Here is a 15505-nt window from a genome sequence, read left to right on the forward strand (position 1 = left end):
CAGAGACAAGCGCACCGTCGGTGCCGGCAGATCGCAGGCATCCTGGATGTTGCATTTTGTTGCAATCAGGCTCCGCCGAGCAAGCGCATTTGTGGATTCGGCACCTCAAATGCCGTGCAGACGCAAAAAAGGCAACGCAAGCGTTGCCCTTTTCACACCCGCGGGAGGTGGCTCAGAGCTGGGCCTTGAGCAGCTTGCCGAGTTCCGAGGGGTTGCGCGTGATGATGAAGCCGGACTCTTCCATGACGGCGAGCTTGGCATCGGCGGTGTCGGCGCCGCCGGAGATCAGCGCGCCCGCGTGGCCCATGCGCTTGCCGGGGGGCGCGGTCACGCCCGCGATGAAGCCCACCACGGGCTTCTTCATGTTGGCCTTGCACCAGCGGGCCGCGTCGGCCTCGTCGGGGCCGCCGATCTCACCGATCATGATCACCGCATCGGTGTCGGGGTCGTCGTTGAAGGCCTTCATCACGTCGATGTGCTTGAGACCGTTGATGGGGTCGCCACCAATGCCCACGGCGGTCGACTGGCCGAGGCCCACTTCCGTCAGCATGGCCACGGCTTCGTAGGTCAGCGTGCCGGAGCGGCTCACCACGCCGATGCGGCCCTTGCGGTGGATGTGGCCGGGCATGATGCCGATCTTGATCTCGTCGGGCGTGATCAGGCCGGGGCAGTTGGGGCCCAGCAGCAGGGTCTTCTTGCCGCCGGCGGCTTCCTTGGCCTTCATCTTGTTGCGCACTTCGAGCATGTCGCGCACCGGGATGCCTTCGGTGATGCAGATGGCCATGTCCAGGTCGGCTTCCACGGCCTCCCAGATGGCGGCGGCGGCACCCGCGGGGGGCACGTAGATCACCGACACGGTGGCGCCGGTCTGCGTCGCGGCTTCCTTGACGGAGGCGTAGATCGGGATGTTGAAGATCGACTCGCCGGCCTTCTTCGGGTTCACGCCGGCCACGAAGGCGTTCTTGCCGTTCGCGTATTCCTGGCACTTCTCGGTGTGGAACTGGCCCGTCTTGCCCGTGATGCCCTGGGTGATGACCTTGGTGTCTTTGTTGATGTAGATCGACATGATGCTAGTCCTAGTCAGTTGGGGACAGAGCTAAAGATCTGTCCCCAAGGTCATTACTTAACGGCAGCGACAATCTTGGTCGCGGCTTCGGCCATGGTGTCTGCGGCGATGATGGGCAGGCCGGATTCGGCCAGGAGCTTCTTGCCCAGCTCTTCGTTGGTGCCCTTCATGCGCACCACCAGCGGCACGGAGAGGTTCACGGCCTTGCAGGCGGTGATCACGCCGGTGGCGATGGTGTCGCACTTCATGATGCCGCCGAAGATGTTGACCAGGATGCCCTTGACGTTGGGGTTCTTGAGCATGATCTTGAAGGCTTCCGTCACCTTCTCGGCGGTGGCGCCACCGCCCACGTCCAGGAAGTTGGCGGGCTCGCCACCGAACAGCTTGATGGTGTCCATGGTGGCCATGGCCAGGCCGGCGCCGTTGACCAGACAGCCGATGTTGCCGTCCAGGCTGATGTAGGCCAGGTCGAACTTGGAGGCTTCCACTTCGGCCGGGTCTTCTTCGTCCAGGTCGCGGTAGGCCACGATCTCAGGGTGGCGGAACAGGGCGTTCGCGTCGAAGTTGAACTTGGCGTCCAGCGCCATCAGGTTGCCCTTGGAGTCGCAGTTCAGCGGGTTGATTTCCACCAGCGACGCGTCCGTGTCCATGTAGCACTTGTAGATCTTGGAGAAGATGTCCACGGCCTGGTCGACGGAGGCGCCGGTCAGGCCGATGGCCGCGGCGACCTTCTTGCTCTGCTCGGCGGTGATGCCGGTCAGGGGATCGATCATCTCGGTGATGATCTTTTCGGGCGTGGCGTGCGCCACTTCCTCGATGTCCATGCCGCCTTCGCTCGAAGCGATCAGGGCCACCTTCTGCGTCGCGCGGTCGGTCACCAGCGAGACGTACAGCTCGTTCTTGATGTCGGCGCCGTCTTCGATGTAGAGGCGGCGAACCTTCTGGCCTTCGGGGCCGGTCTGGTGCGTCTTGAGCTGCATGCCGAGGATCTCGCCGGCCAGGCGCTTGACGTCGTCCACCGACTTGGCCACCTTCACGCCACCGCCCTTGCCACGGCCACCGGCGTGGATCTGGGCCTTGACCACCCAGATCGGGCCGCCGAGCTTTTGAGCGGCTTCCACTGCCTCTTGCACCGTAAATGCCGCAATGCCGCGGGGCACGGGCACACCAAACTGGCGCAAGATTTCCTTGCCTTGGTATTCATGGATCTTCATGAGGTCTCTCTCAGGAACAGGTAAAAGAGTGACGGCCGAACCGGGTGGCCGCTGGGTGGGCACTGAAAACAGCAACCCGGGACTGTATCATGGTGCAACGCACCAAAAGCGCGCGTTCGACGCGCGGGTTTGGTAATCCCCCTGAATCCAACTGACAAGGCAGAGCGGCCATGGCCAAGGTTTTCATCGACGGCGAAGCAGGCACCACCGGGTTGCAGATTCGCGAGCGCCTGCAGGGCCTGCCGCAGATTGAACTCGTGAGCATCGCACCCGAGCGCCGCAAGGACCCGGTCGCCAAGCGCGAGCTGATGGCGCAGGTCGATCTGGTCATCCTCTGCCTGCACGACGACGCGGCGCGCGAATCCGTCGCCATGATCGATGCCCTGCCCGGCCAGCAGCCCAAGGTCATCGACGCCTCCACCGCCCACCGCACGGCGCCCGGCTGGGTGTTCGGCTTCCCCGAACTCGCGCCGGGCCAGCGCGACGCGGTGGTCAACGCCCGCCGCGTGGCCAACCCGGGCTGCTATGCCAGCGGCGCCATCGCCCTGCTTCGCCCACTGGTCGACGCCGGCCTGCTGCCCCCTGACTACCCGGTCTGCCTGCCGGCCGTCAGCGGCTACTCGGGCGGCGGCCGCACCATGATCGAGGCCTACGAAAAAGGCGAAGCCCCGGCCTACGAGCTGTACGCCCTGAGCCTCAGGCACAAGCACATCCCGGAAATCCTGGCCTACACCGGCCTCACGCGCCGGCCCATCTTCGTGCCATCCGTCGGCAACTTCGCACAGGGCATGCTGGTGCAGTTGCCCCTGCACCTGGACACCCTGCCCGGCCAGCCCACGCTGGCCGACCTTCACGCGACCTACGCGAAGCACTACGCGGGCAGCGAATGGGTGAGCGTGCAACCGGCGACCGAAGACGGCAAGCTCGACGCCCTGGCCTTGAACGACACCAACCAGCTCGAAATCCGCGTGTTCGGCAATGCCGAGGCGAAGCAGGCGGTGGTGGTGGCCCGGCTGGACAACCTGGGCAAGGGCGCCAGCGGTGCCGCGGTGCAGAACCTGAAGCTGATGCTCGGCCTGTAAGGCTGGGCGGCGGGTTGTCGAAACGCCCGGCCCTGGTTCGTCGTACCCCAGGATGGCGCCGGATCTCGGCGCGGTCCACCGCCGAACCTTGAGGAAACCCCATGCCTGCCACTGCGCCAGCCATCGAGATCGCTCCGCCCCGAGCCACGCGCCGCGAATGGGTGGCGCTGGGCGTGATCGCCCTGCCCTGCCTGGTCTATGCCATGGACCTCACCGTGCTCAACCTCGCGCTGCCCGCCATCAGCGCCGACCTGCGCCCTTCGTCCGCGCAACTGCTCTGGATCATCGACATCTACGGCTTCATGGTCGCCGGCCTGCTGATCACCATGGGCACGCTGGGCGACAAGATCGGGCGGCGCCGGCTGCTGATGATCGGGGCGGCGGCGTTCGCGGCGGCCTCGGTGGCGGCAGCCCTGTCCACCACCGCGCAGGCCCTCATCGCCACGCGCGCGCTGCTCGGCATCGCGGGCGCCACGCTGGCGCCGTCCACGCTCTCGCTCATCTCCAACATGTTCCGCGACGAACGCGAGCGGCGCGTCGCCATCGGCATCTGGATCTCGAGCTACTCGGTGGGTGGTGCGATCGGCCCGCTGGTGGGCGGCGTGATCCTGCAGTACTTCGCCTGGCCCGCGATCTTCTGGGCCGCCGTGCCGGTGATGTTGCTGCTGCTGGCGGTGGGCCCCTTCCTGTTGCCCGAGTACCGCGACCCCGAGGCGGGCCGGCTCGACCTGGGCAGCGTGGCGCTCTCGCTCACCGCGGTGCTCGGCGGCGTGTTCGCCCTCAAGCAGGCGGCCGAAGGCCATGTGGACGCGCCGACCTGGGTAGCCGCCGCGCTCGGCCTCGCGGCGGGCGTGGCCTTCGTGCGCCGCCAGCGCCGCATCGCCTACCCATTGCTGGACCTGCGGCTGTTCGGCCAGCCCCGCTTTGCGGCCGCCATCTGCACCTACGCCCTCACCTCGTTCGCGATGTTCGGCGTCTACATCTTCATCTCGCAGCACCTGCAGCTGGTGCTGGGCCTCTCACCCCTGGTGGCGGGCCTGTGCACCGTGCCCTGGGCCCTGTCGTTCGTGGTCGGCTCGATGCTGACGCCGGCCATCGCGCAACGTTGTTCGGCACCTCGCACCATGGTGACGGGACTGGCGGTGGCGGCGGTCGGCTTCGCAGGCGTGGCGCTGGTCGATGGCACCCATGGCCTGCTCGCGCTGGTCGTGGGCATGACGCTCATGGGCATCGGCATGGCGCCGGTGTTCACATTGGGCAACGACATCGTCATCAGCTCGGCGCCGCCCGAGCGCGCGGGCGCGGCATCGGCCCTGTCGGAAACCAGCGCGGAGTTGTCCGGGGCCCTGGGCATCGCGGTGTTCGGCAGCATGGCCACGGGCCTCTACCGCGCCGGCATGGCGGGCCAGCTGCCGGTGGGCCTGCCCCAGGAAGCGGTGGCCGAAGCTTCCACCCTCGGAGGCGCGCTGCGGGTCGCCGAAAGCCTGCCCGCGCCGCTGGCCGAGGCCTTGGGGCTGGCCGCGCGCACCGCCTTTGTCGATGGGCTGCAGGCCGCCGCGGTGCTGGGCACGGGCATCATGGTGGCCAGCGGCCTGCTGGCCTGGCGCATGCTGCGCCCGCCCCGGGCGCCGGGCGGCGCCGCGGCCACCCTGCCACGCTGACGCGCGCGTTCAGTCCTCGCTGTCGTCGGCAGGCGCGCCCTTCACCACGCGCCGCACCACCTCGGCGCCAAAGCCACGCGTGAGCAGGAAACGCATCTGCTTGCCGCGCTCGGCGGCGTCGGCCGGCGGCCCGGCGAAGCGTTTGCGCCAGACCTCACGGGCGCGCGCTTCCTCCGAACCCTGCAGGCCTGCCACCGCCTCGGCCACTGCCTGCGGATCCAGCCCCTTGGCCTGCAACTCCTGGCGCACGCGAGACGCGCCCAGGCGGGCCGAGCGCCGGTGCAATACCGACTCCAGCACGCGCTGCTCGTTGATGAAGCCCTTGGCCTGCAGCTCGTCCAGCGCTTTGGCCAGCTCGCCAGGCTCGGTTTCGTGTGCGCTCAGCTTGCGCTGCAATTCGGCGCGCGAATGTTCGCGCCCGGCGAGCAGGCGCAGCGCACGGCCTTTGAGGGAAATCTGGTCGAAGGCCATGCGCGCAAGGGCGGGGATCAGGCCGCCGGCGTGGCGTCAACGTCCTTGGCCTTGGCCGCCTTCTCGGCTTTTTCGGCCTTGCCGCCCTTGGCGGGCGCGGGCGCTTCGTCCACCGGCAGCAGCGGCACGCCCAGCTCGGTGCGCACCTTGTTCTCGATCTCCACGCGCAACTCGATGTTCTCGCGCAGGAATTCGCGCGCATTGTCGCGGCCCTGGCCAATCTTCTCGCCGTTGTAGGCGTACCAGGCGCCCGACTTCTCGATCACGCGGTGCACCACGCCCAGGTCGAGAATCTCGCCCTCGCGGCTGATGCCTTCGCCGAACAGGATGTCGAACTCGGCCGTCTTGAAGGGTGGCGAGACCTTGTTCTTGACCACCTTGACCTTGGTCTCGTTGCCGATCGCGTCCTCGCCCTTCTTGATCGTGCCGGTGCGGCGGATGTCCAGGCGCACCGAGGCGTAGAACTTCAGCGCGTTGCCGCCGGTGGTGGTTTCGGGGCTGCCGAACATCACACCGATCTTCATGCGGATCTGGTTGATGAAGATGACCATGCAGTTGGTCTTCTTGATGTGCGCCGTGAGTTTGCGCAGCGCCTGGCTCATCAGGCGGGCCTGCAGGCCGGGCAGCGAGTCGCCCATTTCGCCTTCGAGTTCGGCCTTGGGCGTGAGCGCGGCCACCGAGTCGACCACGATCAGATCGACCGCGCCGGAACGCACCAGGCTGTCGACGATCTCGAGCGCCTGCTCGCCGGTGTCGGGTTGGGAAATGAGCAGGTCCTGCAGGTTCACGCCGAGCTTCTGTGCATACTGGATGTCCAGCGCGTGCTCGGCATCGACGAAGGCGCACTGGCCACCGAGCTTCTGCATTTCGGCAATGACCTGCAGGGTCAGCGTGGTCTTGCCCGAGGATTCCGGGCCGTAGATCTCGACCACGCGCCCCTTCGGCAGACCGCCGACGCCCAGCGCGATGTCCAGGCCCAACGAGCCGGTGGAGACGACCTGGATGTCCTCGATCACCTCGCCCTCGCCCAGCCGCATGATGGTGCCCTTGCCGAACTGCTTTTCGATCTGGGCCAGCGCGGCCTGCAAGGCCTTGGCTTTTTCGCTGTTGAGGGGGTTGTTCTTGACGGCTGCGTCCATGAGGGGCTCCTGAGCGGGTGGTAGTGGTTCGCAAAGCCTGTGAATGCGTACAGGCTGGATGCTTGAGCAGGAGTTTACAGGCAGGTTGAATTCAAACAAGCCATCATTTGGTCAGTTTGCCTTACGATCTGCAGATGACCGATGCCTCCCCCGCATTGCCCGACGACCGCTGGCGCGGCGGCCACCTGGGGCGCCTGATGGGCCTGGCACTGCGCCGCTTCGACGAGCGCGTGCTCAGCCTGATGGCGCACGACGCCAACGTGCCGCTGGCGCTCTCCCACTTGGCCGCGCGGGCGCAGGTGGGCGCCGCGCACATCCACATCACGCGCCACCTGGGCCTGCACGGCTCGCGCCTGACCGAGCTGGCGCACCAGGCGGGCATGAGCAAGCAGGCCATGGGCGACCTGGTGACGCAGTGCGAGGCCTGGGGCCTGGTGCGGCGCGAGGCGGACGCGCGCGATGCGCGGGCACGGCGCATCGTGTTCACCGACACCGGCTTGCTGTGGCTGGAGGCGTTCCGCCAGGCCGTGGCCCAGGCCGAGGCGGAATTCCGCGCCCAGGTGGGCGACGCGGTGGCCACCGTGGTGGCGCTCGGCCTGGAGGCCTATGGCTCGGAATCACCCGGCGCGCGCGCGGCCGTGCCCCCCCGCTGAACCCCGTGCCGCAGGGGCCTGCGCGGCCTAAAATGGTTCGCCCGATGCCGGGCATTCCCCGATGAAGCGCTGCCCCGGCAGCCACCCAGGAGACCTTCCCATGCGCATCCTGATTGCCGAAGACGACCACGTGCTGGCGGACGGCCTGCTGCGCAGCCTGCGCGCCGCCGGCGCGGCGGTGGACCACGTCACCAGCGGCACCGAGGCCGACGCCGCCTTGCTGACCAACAACGAGTTCGACCTGCTGATCCTGGACCTGGGCCTGCCCCGGCTGCACGGCCTGGAGGTGCTCAAGCGCCTGCGTTCGCGCGGCTCCACGCTGCCGGTGCTCATCCTCACCGCCGCCGACAGCGTCGAAGAACGCGTCAAGGGCCTGGACTACGGCGCCGACGACTACATGGCCAAGCCGTTCTCGCTGCAGGAACTCGAAGCGCGCGTGCGCGCGCTCACCCGGCGCGGCATGGGCGGCTCCACCAACACCATCCGCCACGGCCCTCTGGAATACGACCAGGCCGGCCGCGTGGCCACCATCGACGGCAAGATGGTCGAGCTCTCGGCGCGCGAACTCGGCCTGCTGGAGGTGCTGCTGCAGCGCGCTGGGCGCCTGGTGAGCAAGGACCAGCTGGTCGAGCGCCTGTGCGAGTGGGGCGAAGAGGTGAGCAACAACGCCATCGAGGTCTACATCCACCGCCTGCGCAAGAAGATCGAGAAGGGCCCGATCCGCATCGCCACCGTGCGCGGTCTGGGCTACTGCCTTGAAAAAATCGCCGGCTGAAACCGAGGCTTTGATCGAGGCCGCACCGCCTCCGGTGGCGGGCCGCCCCATCCCGAAGTCATTCGGCCTGTTCCAGCGTGAACAGCGCAGTCTGTTCGGCGAGATCCTGGACTGGATGCTCACGCCGCTGCTGCTGTTGTGGCCGCTCTCGCTCGCCCTGACCTGGTTCGTGGCCCAGGGCATCGCGAGCAAACCGTTCGACCGCGCGCTGGAGTTCAACCTGCAGGCGCTCACCCAGTTCGTGGCGAACCAGAACGGGCAGATCAGCTTCAACCTGAACGCCCAGGCGCGCGACCTGCTGCGCGCCGACGACAGCGACCTCGTCTACTACCAGGTGATCGACCCGCGTGGCAAGCTCGTTAGCGGCGAGCTGGACTTTCCCCGCCCGCGCGAGGACGAGACGCCCGAGGCCGGCCGCGTGCTGCTGCGCGACGACGTGGTGCGCGGCGACGAGGTGCGGGTGGCCTACACCTGGCTGGAGCGCAACGACGCCCAGAACCTGGTGCTGATGCAGGTCGCCGAGACGCGCGGCAAGCGCTCCACGCTGGCGGCCGAAATCATCAAGGGCGTGATGGTGCCGCAGTTCGTCATCCTGCCGCTGGCCGTGCTGCTGGTGTGGCTGGCGCTGGTGCGTGGCATCCGCCCGCTCAACGAGCTGGAGCAGCGCATCCGCGCACGCAAGCCCGACGACCTGAGCCCGATCGAGGAGTCGGCCATCCCACAGGAGGTCGCGCCGCTCGTGTCGTCGATCAACGACCTGCTCACGCGCCTGAAGGCCTCGCTCACCACGCAGCGGCGCTTCCTGGCCGATGCGGCGCACCAGCTCAAGACGCCGCTGGCCGGCCTGCGCATGCAGGCCGAACTGGCCCAGCGCGAGAGCAACGCGGAGGAAATCCACAGCTCGCTCAAGCAGATCGCGCGCTCCAGTTCACGCGCCACGCACACCGTGAACCAGCTGCTCGCGCTCGCGCGCGCCGAGACCACCGGCCGCACCCTGCCCAGCGCGCGCGTGGACCTGGCGCGCCTGGTGCGAGGTGTGGTGCAGGATTCGGTGCCGCGCGCGCTGGAACACGGCATCGACCTGGGCTGCGAAGGCCCCGAGGAGGTCCCGGAGGACTGCCTGATGGACGGCAACCCGATCCTGCTGCAGGAGATGGTGCGCAACCTGGTGGACAACGCAATCAACTACAGCGGGCGCGGCGGCGTGGTCACCGCGCGGGTGCTGATCGACCCGTTCAGCGGCGTGCAGATCCTGCAGGTGGAGGACAACGGCCCGGGCATTCCCGAGAACGAACGCGAGTTCGTGCTGCAGCCGTTCTACCGCGCGCTGGGCACCAACGTGGACGGCTCGGGCCTGGGCCTGACCATCGTGCAGGAGATCGCGCAGCAGCACGGCGCCACAGTGCTGATCGACAGCGCGCACCCCGAGCGCCACCCGCCCGGTCTGCTGGCCTCGGTGCGCTTCACCCCGAAGACGCCCCGACTGCCGGCCTGAACGATCAGGCCTTGGGCTTGTAGATGTTGAGCACCAGCTTTTCGCGCTCGACCGCGCGCGCCACCGGCGCCAGCGCGGCGAAGCGCTGGGCGAGGTCCCAGGTCGCCGGCTGGGTGGTGGGATCGATGCCCGCAAAACCGCCCCAGCGCAGCAGCGTGAGCGCGTAAGCGTCCAGCGCGCCGGGACGCTCGCCCATCATCCAGGGCGAGGCCTGCCTGGCCATCACCTCGATCTCGTCCAGCAGGCCCTTGTAGGTCTTGGCGGCGTGGGCGCGGATCGCCTGCTTGGCGGCCTCGTCGTCGGTGAACTTGTCCGGCATGAACACGTGCGTGAAGGTGGGGTGCACGGTGTTGTTCATCCAGGTCAGCGTCTGCAGCGCGCGCGTGCGCGCCAGGCCGGACGCCGGCAGGATGCCCGCCTCGGGCAGCTTCGCATCAAGGTGCAGCAGGATGGCCACGATCTGCGTGATCACCTGGCCATCGTCCACCAGCACCGGCACCTGGCCACGCGGGTTGATCGCCAGGTACTCGGGGCTGCGCTGCTCGTTCTTGTGCAGCTTGACGCTGTGTGGCTCGAACGCGGTACCGGAGAGCTCCAGCATGCTGTGAGGCACGAAGGAACACGCGCCGGGGGCGAAATAGAGAGTCAGGCTCATGCGAAAAATCCTCTTGAAAACAATCAGCTCAGGTGCTGGCCCACAATGCCGGCGATCTCGAACATGGTGACTTGCGGCTTGCCGAACACGGCGGCGAGCTTGGCATCGGCGTTGACGCGGCGCTTGTCGGTGGCGTCCTGCAGGCCATTGGCCTTGATGTAGTCCCACAGCTTCTTCACCACCTCGGGGCGCGACACCGGGCCTTCGCCGATCACCGCGGCCAGGGCGGCGCTGGGCTGCTTGCCGCTGGCCGCCGTGGTCTTGCGCGGTGCCTTGGGCGTCTTGGCCGCCGCGGCTTTCTTGGCCGCGGGCGCCTTCTTGGCGGGCGAGGCCTTCTTCGCCGGAGCGGCCTTGGCTGGCGCGCCGGCGGCGGTCTTGCGCGGCGGGAACTTGCTTGCGCGCGGCTCGAACTCGAAGTTCACCTTGCCGGCCTCCTTGTCCCAGGCCAGGAAAGCCTTGAACGCGCGGCGCGTGCGCATGGAGACGAACTTGTCGAGCAGGTCGGTCTTGCCGGTCTCCAGCAGCTTGCTCATCTGCTCGCGCGCCACCGGCTGCTGCAGGATGATCTTGCCGCTCTTGAAGTCGCACGTGGGCGTGGGCTGGGTCAGGGTCGGCACCGATTTTTCGCACACGTAGTTGCTGCCGTGCTCGTGCACCGGACTGCCGCACTTGGGGCAGGCGCCCAGCGACTCGCTGCCGGTGAAGTCCACCAGCTCGCCACTTTCTTCGCCCTTCTTGTCGTCGCCGAAGTCGAACTCCAGCTTCCAGTTCTTCTCTTCTTCGTTGTACTTGATCACGATCTCGGCCACGAAGGGCCAACCCGCCTTGGAGCGGAAGCCTTCAAGCGGGCCGATCTTCTTGTCGCGCAGCAACTGTTCGGCCTCCTCGGGCTCGAAGGTGCGCCCGGCGGGCGACTTGCCGAACGAGAAGCCACAGCCCTCGCTGTTGCCGTCGGCGCCGGTGCAGGTGTAGCGGCGGTAGTTTTCCTTCACCACGCCGCCGCAGTTCGGGCAGGGCGTGGACAGCGTGGCGTAGTTGCCGGGAATGGTGTCGCGGTCGTATTCCTTGGCCTTCTTCACCATGCGCTCGGTCATGGCGGCGATCTCGCCCATGAAGGCGGCGCGGCTGAGCTGGCCATGCTCCATCTGCGCGAGCTTGTACTCCCACTCGCCGGTGAGCTCGGGCTTGGAGAGTTCTTCCACGCCCAGGCCGCGCAGCAGCGTCATGAGCTGGAAGGCCTTGGCGGTGGGGATGATCTCGCGGCCTTCGCGGAACATGTACTTCTCGGTCAGCAGGCCTTCGATGATGGCCGCGCGCGTGGCAGGCGTGCCCAGACCTTTTTCCTGCATGGCTTCGCGCAGCTCGTCGTCGTCCACCAGCTTGCCGGCGCCTTCCATGGCGCCCAGCAGCGTGGCTTCCGAATAGCGCGCGGGCGGCTTGGTCTTCAGGCCCTTGGGCTCGACGCTCTCGGTGCGCACGGTCTCCCCCTCGCGCACCGGCACCAGGTTCTGGCCCTTGTCACCGTCCTTGGCATCGGCCACGTCCTCGGCGGCCTCCTTGCCGTAGACGGCCATCCAGCCCGGCTTCACGAGCACCTTGCCTTCGGTCTTGAAGTGGTGGCTCAGCACCGAGCTGATGCGCGTGGTCACCATGAACTCGGCGCTCGGGAAGAACACCGCCAGGAAGCGGCGCACGACCAGGTCATACAGCTTCTGCTCGGCCTCGCTCAGGCCGCTGGGCGCCTGCAGCGTGGGGATGATGGCAAAGTGGTCGCTGACCTTGCTGTTGTCGAAGATGCGCTTGCTAGGACGGATGTAGCTGTTGTCCAGCGCGGTCTTGGCGTGCGGCGCGAGGTGCTTCATGCCGCTGCCGGCGAGCATCTCGAAGGTCTGCTTGACCGTCGGCAGGTAGTCCTCGGGCAGGGCGCGCGAGTCGGTCCGCGGGTAGGTCAGGGCCTTGTGGCGCTCGTACAGGCTTTGCGCGAGCTGCAGCGTGGTCTTGGCCGAGAAGCCGAAGCGGCCGTTGGCCTCGCGCTGCAGGCTGGTCAGGTCGTACAGCAGGCCACAGGCCTGGGTGGTGGGCTTGCTCTCTTCCTTGACGCTGGCGGCCTTGCCGCGCACGGCGTCGGCGATCGCCAGCGCCTCGCGCTGGGTCCAGACGCGGTCGGCCCGCAGCTCGGCGTCGGCATCGTCACCGGTGGGCTTCTTGAAGTTGGGGTCGAACCACTTGCCCGGGTACTCGCCGGCCTCGGCCAGGAAGCTGGCGTGGATTTCCCAGTAGTCGCGGCTCCTGTGGGCGCGGATCTTTTCCTCGCGCTCAACCACGATGGACAGCGTGGGCGTCTGCACCCGGCCGACGGTGGTGAGGAAGAAGCCCCCGTCGCGCGAGTTGAAGGCGGTCATGGCGCGCGTGCCGTTGATGCCGACCATCCAGTCGGCCTCGGAACGGCTGCGCGCGGCATCGGCCAGGCCCAGCATCTGCTCATTGCTGCGCAGCTGCTCGAAGCCGTCGCGGATGGCCGCGGGCGTCATCGACTGCAGCCACAGGCGCTGCACCGGCTTGCCCAGCGGCTGGTAGCTGCCGTTCTTCAGCCCCCCGGCGTACTGCTCGATCAGGCGGAAGATCAGCTCCCCCTCGCGGCCCGCGTCACAGGCGTTGATGAGGCGCGACACATCCTTGCGCTTGACCAGCTTGACCACCGCGGACAGCCGCGACTTGGTCTTGTCGATCGGCTTGAGCTCGAAGTACGGCGGCAGCACCGGCAGGTGCGCGAAGCTCCACTTGCCGCGCTTCACGTCGAATTCCTCCGGCGCAGCGATCTCCACCAGGTGGCCCACGGCGGAAGTCACCACGTACTTGTCATTCTCAAAGTGGTCATCGTGCTTGTCGAACTTGCCCGCCACCGGGGTAAGCGCTCGCACGATGTCTTGGGCCACGGATGGCTTCTCGGCAATGACCAGGGTTTTCATCTCTACAATCGGCTTTCCACGCGCGTGTACACGCGCACATGGGCACGCGCACACCCGCGCGCACCTGCATGAAACAACCTTACCAAATATTTCGGCCGTGACGAAAAGCCCCCGCCAGACGCAGCCGCGCCCTTCTTCCACCAAGACCAAGGCCGCCGCACCCACCGCCAGCCGCCGCATCCAGACCCGGCGCTCCGGCGTGCATGGCAAGGGCGTGTACGCCGTGGTCGATCTGGCCGAGGGCGAGACGCTCATCGAATACGTGGGCGAGATCATCACCTGGGAGGAGGCGCTGCGCCGCCATCCGCACGACCCGAGCGACCCGAACCACACGTTCTACTTCCATATCGATGAAGAGCACGTGATCGACGCCAAGGTCGGCGGCAACTCGGCACGCTGGATCAACCACAGCTGCAAGCCCAATTGCGAAGCCGACGTGGAAGACGGCCGGGTGTTCATCCGTTCGCTGCGCCCCATCCAGGCCGGCGAGGAGCTGTTCTACGACTACGGCCTGGTGATCGACGAGCCTTACACGCCCAAGCTCAAGGCCGAGTACCCCTGCTGGTGCGGCGCCAAGAAGTGCCGCGGCACGCTGCTCGCTCCCAAGCGCGCGGGACGCGCCTCCAAACTGGGCTGAACATGAATTACCCCCCGAAGCGCCTTTGGCGCCTCCCCCCGGGGGGCAACACCTGCGCCCCGGCAAAGCCGGTTGCGCGGTGTTCTGGACGAGCGCCCGAGCGCGCCACGGTCTGTGTCTGATCTGCTCTCGCACGCCGAAGCGGTCTGGGAAGCCGTGGTGCTCCTGCTGCCGGGCTTCACGGTCGAGGTGCTGCCCAGCATCGACTCCACCAGCAGCGAGCTCATGCGGCGCGCGCGCAGCGGCCTCATGCAGCCGGTGCTGCTGACCGCCGAGCAACAGACCGCAGGGCGGGGCCGGCTCGGCAAGGGCTGGCACAGCAAGCCGGGCCAATCGCTCACGTTTTCCATCGCCCTGCCGCTGGCACCGTCGAACTGGTCGGGCCTGTCGCTCGCGGTGGGCGTGAGCCTGGCCCACAGCCTGCATCCCGACGTGCGGCTGAAGTGGCCGAACGATCTTTGGCTGCACCAGCGCAAGCTCGGCGGCATCCTGGTGGAGACCGCCAGCACCGGTGACGCGGCGCAGGGCCAGCGCATGGTGGTGATCGGCGTGGGCATCAACATCGCCCGGCCCGAGGCCTCGGCCGTGGCCGCCCTGGTGCCAGACGGCTCGACCGTGGCCGCCATGGCGCCGGCCGGCCTGGCCGAGGTCAGCGTGGGCATCACGCCCGGCGAGGTGCTCGAGCGCGTGGCGCCGCCGCTGGTGCGGGACGTGCTCGCGTTCGCCTCGCAAGGGTTTGGCGCCTTTGCGCAGCGTTTCGCCGGCCTGGACGCCTTGCAGGGCCTGGCCGTGCAACTCTCCGACGGCACCCGGGGCACGGCCTGCGGGGTGACCCCCGACGGTGCCCTTCAGGTGTTGACCGACCAGGGCATGTTGACCGTCACCAGTTCAGAAGTGAGTGTGCGCCCGTGTTGAGGTGGGCGGTCATCGTGCTGGTGCTGGCCAACGCGGGCTATTTCGCCTGGACCCAGGGCTACCTGGGCGGCCTGGGCCTGGCCCCGATCGAACAGCGCGAGCCCCAGCGCCTGGCACAGCAGCTCAGGCCCGAGGCCTTGCGCCTGCTCAATGGCCCCAAGGGAACGTCGGCCGACACCGCCACCGCGCCGGAGCCCGAGACGGCGGCACCATCGGCCGCGCAGCCGGCCCCAGCGGTGGAAGCCGCACCGGCGCCACCGGCCGCACCCACCCCGCCCCCACCCGCAGCGGCCGCCCCGGCCAGCGATGGCCCGCGCGCCTGCTGGCAGGCCGCCGGTTTCACCGAAGCCCAGGCCGAGCTGCTGCGCGCCGAACTCGCGCTGCTGGGCCTGCCCGCAAACGGCTGGCAGCTCAACGAGACCCGCAGCAGCGGCCGCTGGATCGTCTACATGGGGCGCTACGACAACACCGAGCAGGTGGAGCGCAAGAAAGCCGAGTTGCGCGCGCTGGGCGTGCAGTTCCGGGAGCTCACCGCGAATGGCCTGGCCCCGGGACTGGCGCTGGGCACCTACTCCACCGAAGCCGCCGCGCGGCAGGCGCTGCAGCAGACCGAGCGCGACGGCGTGCGCACCGCCAGGGTGGCACAGGAACGGGCGGAAAGCGTGTCGTTCGCGCTGCGCCTGCCCGCCATCACCGACGCCCAGCGCGCGGCGGTGGACGGCTTGCGCGAGGCCATGGCTGGCAAGGCGCTGCGCCGCTGCAGCTGAGCCGAC

General features: G+C 68.0%; 14 protein-coding genes. 8 read left to right on the forward strand and 6 right to left on the reverse strand.

The features are described from left to right. Positions 1–172 precede the first annotated feature (172 nt). Complete coding sequence (gene sucD, locus ACODTB_RS13940) at positions 173–1066, reverse strand: succinate--CoA ligase subunit alpha (RefSeq protein WP_291111541.1); 894 nt, start codon at positions 1064–1066, stop codon at positions 173–175. 53 nt (positions 1067–1119) lie between these two features. Beyond that, on the reverse strand, positions 1120–2280 hold the full coding sequence (gene sucC / locus ACODTB_RS13945; RefSeq protein WP_291111539.1) for an ADP-forming succinate--CoA ligase subunit beta: 1161 nt from the start codon (positions 2278–2280) through the stop codon (positions 1120–1122). Positions 2281–2450: 170 nt separating this feature from the next. Here sucC and argC point away from each other — a divergent pair, with 170 nt between their 5' ends. Together argC and ACODTB_RS13955 are read left to right on the forward strand one after the other, a co-directional pair. Beyond that, on the forward strand, positions 2451–3362 hold the full coding sequence (gene argC / locus ACODTB_RS13950; RefSeq protein WP_291111537.1) for an N-acetyl-gamma-glutamyl-phosphate reductase: 912 nt from the start codon (positions 2451–2453) through the stop codon (positions 3360–3362). A 101-nt stretch (positions 3363–3463) separates the two neighbouring features. Beyond that, positions 3464–5023: an MFS transporter gene (locus tag ACODTB_RS13955; protein WP_291111535.1), complete on the forward strand. Its 1560-nt coding sequence runs from the start codon at positions 3464–3466 to the stop codon at positions 5021–5023. 9 nt (positions 5024–5032) lie between these two features. Here the strand turns inward: ACODTB_RS13955 and recX are convergent, their stop codons facing one another. Together recX and recA are read right to left on the reverse strand one after the other, a co-directional pair. After that, a complete protein-coding gene (gene recX, locus ACODTB_RS13960; protein WP_291111533.1) occupies positions 5033–5494 on the reverse strand; it encodes a recombination regulator RecX in 462 nt (153 codons plus the stop codon). A gap of 17 nt (positions 5495–5511) precedes the next feature. Beyond that, the gene (recA, locus tag ACODTB_RS13965) at positions 5512–6633 is read right to left on the reverse strand and encodes a recombinase RecA (RefSeq protein ID WP_488929412.1); all 1122 of its coding nucleotides are present in this window, start codon (positions 6631–6633) and stop codon (positions 5512–5514) included. Between the two features lie 134 nt (positions 6634–6767). Between recA and ACODTB_RS13970 the strand changes: the two genes are divergently transcribed. From ACODTB_RS13970 to ACODTB_RS13980, 3 genes are all read left to right on the forward strand, one after another. Then, positions 6768–7286, forward strand: coding sequence for a MarR family transcriptional regulator (locus ACODTB_RS13970; protein WP_291111521.1), 519 nt, complete (start codon positions 6768–6770; stop codon positions 7284–7286). Positions 7287–7386: 100 nt separating this feature from the next. Beyond that, on the forward strand, positions 7387–8061 hold the full coding sequence (locus tag ACODTB_RS13975) for a response regulator (protein ID WP_291111520.1): 675 nt from the start codon (positions 7387–7389) through the stop codon (positions 8059–8061). Between the two features lie 115 nt (positions 8062–8176). Then, positions 8177–9556 (forward strand): sensor histidine kinase, encoded by a 1380-nt coding sequence (locus ACODTB_RS13980; protein WP_291111531.1) that lies wholly within the window; start codon positions 8177–8179, stop codon positions 9554–9556. A 4-nt stretch (positions 9557–9560) separates the two neighbouring features. Here ACODTB_RS13980 and ACODTB_RS13985 read toward each other — a convergent pair whose 3' ends face one another. After that, positions 9561–10211 carry a glutathione S-transferase family protein gene (locus ACODTB_RS13985; protein WP_291111518.1) on the reverse strand — a complete coding sequence of 217 codons (651 nt, stop codon included), beginning with the start codon at positions 10209–10211 and terminating at the stop codon, positions 9561–9563. A gap of 23 nt (positions 10212–10234) precedes the next feature. Beyond that, positions 10235–13180 (reverse strand): DNA topoisomerase III, encoded by a 2946-nt coding sequence (locus tag ACODTB_RS13990; RefSeq protein ID WP_291111516.1) that lies wholly within the window; start codon positions 13178–13180, stop codon positions 10235–10237. 97 nt (positions 13181–13277) lie between these two features. Here ACODTB_RS13990 and ACODTB_RS13995 point away from each other — a divergent pair, with 97 nt between their 5' ends. The 3 genes from ACODTB_RS13995 (at position 13278) to ACODTB_RS14005 (ending at position 15499) form a co-directional block, all read left to right on the forward strand. Next, positions 13278–13817, forward strand: coding sequence for an SET domain-containing protein (locus tag ACODTB_RS13995; protein ID WP_488929413.1), 540 nt, complete (start codon positions 13278–13280; stop codon positions 13815–13817). A gap of 114 nt (positions 13818–13931) precedes the next feature. Beyond that, positions 13932–14732 carry a biotin--[acetyl-CoA-carboxylase] ligase gene (locus ACODTB_RS14000; protein ID WP_291111514.1) on the forward strand — a complete coding sequence of 267 codons (801 nt, stop codon included), beginning with the start codon at positions 13932–13934 and terminating at the stop codon, positions 14730–14732. Then, positions 14726–15499 carry an SPOR domain-containing protein gene (locus ACODTB_RS14005; RefSeq protein WP_291111513.1) on the forward strand — a complete coding sequence of 258 codons (774 nt, stop codon included), beginning with the start codon at positions 14726–14728 and terminating at the stop codon, positions 15497–15499. Before ACODTB_RS14000 ends, ACODTB_RS14005 begins: the two co-directional genes overlap by 7 nt. The last annotated feature ends 6 nt before the right edge of the window (positions 15500–15505 follow it).

Source organism: Hydrogenophaga sp. FG152 (assembly GCF_057809615.1).

Excerpts from the sequence above, each read along its gene's own strand:
- ACODTB_RS13985 (WP_291111518.1), bottom strand. The coding sequence starts at position 10,211 with ATGAGCCTGACTCTCTATTTCGCCCCCGGCGCGTGTTCCTTCGTGCCT.
- ACODTB_RS13990 (WP_291111516.1), bottom strand. The coding sequence starts at position 13,180 with ATGAAAACCCTGGTCATTGCCGAGAAGCCATCCGTGGCCCAAGACATC.
- argC (WP_291111537.1), top strand. The coding sequence starts at position 2,451 with ATGGCCAAGGTTTTCATCGACGGCGAAGCAGGCACCACCGGGTTGCAG.
- ACODTB_RS13975 (WP_291111520.1), top strand. The coding sequence starts at position 7,387 with ATGCGCATCCTGATTGCCGAAGACGACCACGTGCTGGCGGACGGCCTG.
- ACODTB_RS13955 (WP_291111535.1), top strand. The coding sequence starts at position 3,464 with ATGCCTGCCACTGCGCCAGCCATCGAGATCGCTCCGCCCCGAGCCACG.
- sucD (WP_291111541.1), bottom strand. The coding sequence starts at position 1,066 with ATGTCGATCTACATCAACAAAGACACCAAGGTCATCACCCAGGGCATC.
- ACODTB_RS13970 (WP_291111521.1), top strand. The coding sequence starts at position 6,768 with ATGACCGATGCCTCCCCCGCATTGCCCGACGACCGCTGGCGCGGCGGC.
- ACODTB_RS13980 (WP_291111531.1), top strand. The coding sequence starts at position 8,177 with ATGCTCACGCCGCTGCTGCTGTTGTGGCCGCTCTCGCTCGCCCTGACC.
- recA (WP_488929412.1), bottom strand. The coding sequence starts at position 6,633 with ATGGACGCAGCCGTCAAGAACAACCCCCTCAACAGCGAAAAAGCCAAG.
- sucC (WP_291111539.1), bottom strand. The coding sequence starts at position 2,280 with ATGAAGATCCATGAATACCAAGGCAAGGAAATCTTGCGCCAGTTTGGT.
- recX (WP_291111533.1), bottom strand. The coding sequence starts at position 5,494 with ATGGCCTTCGACCAGATTTCCCTCAAAGGCCGTGCGCTGCGCCTGCTC.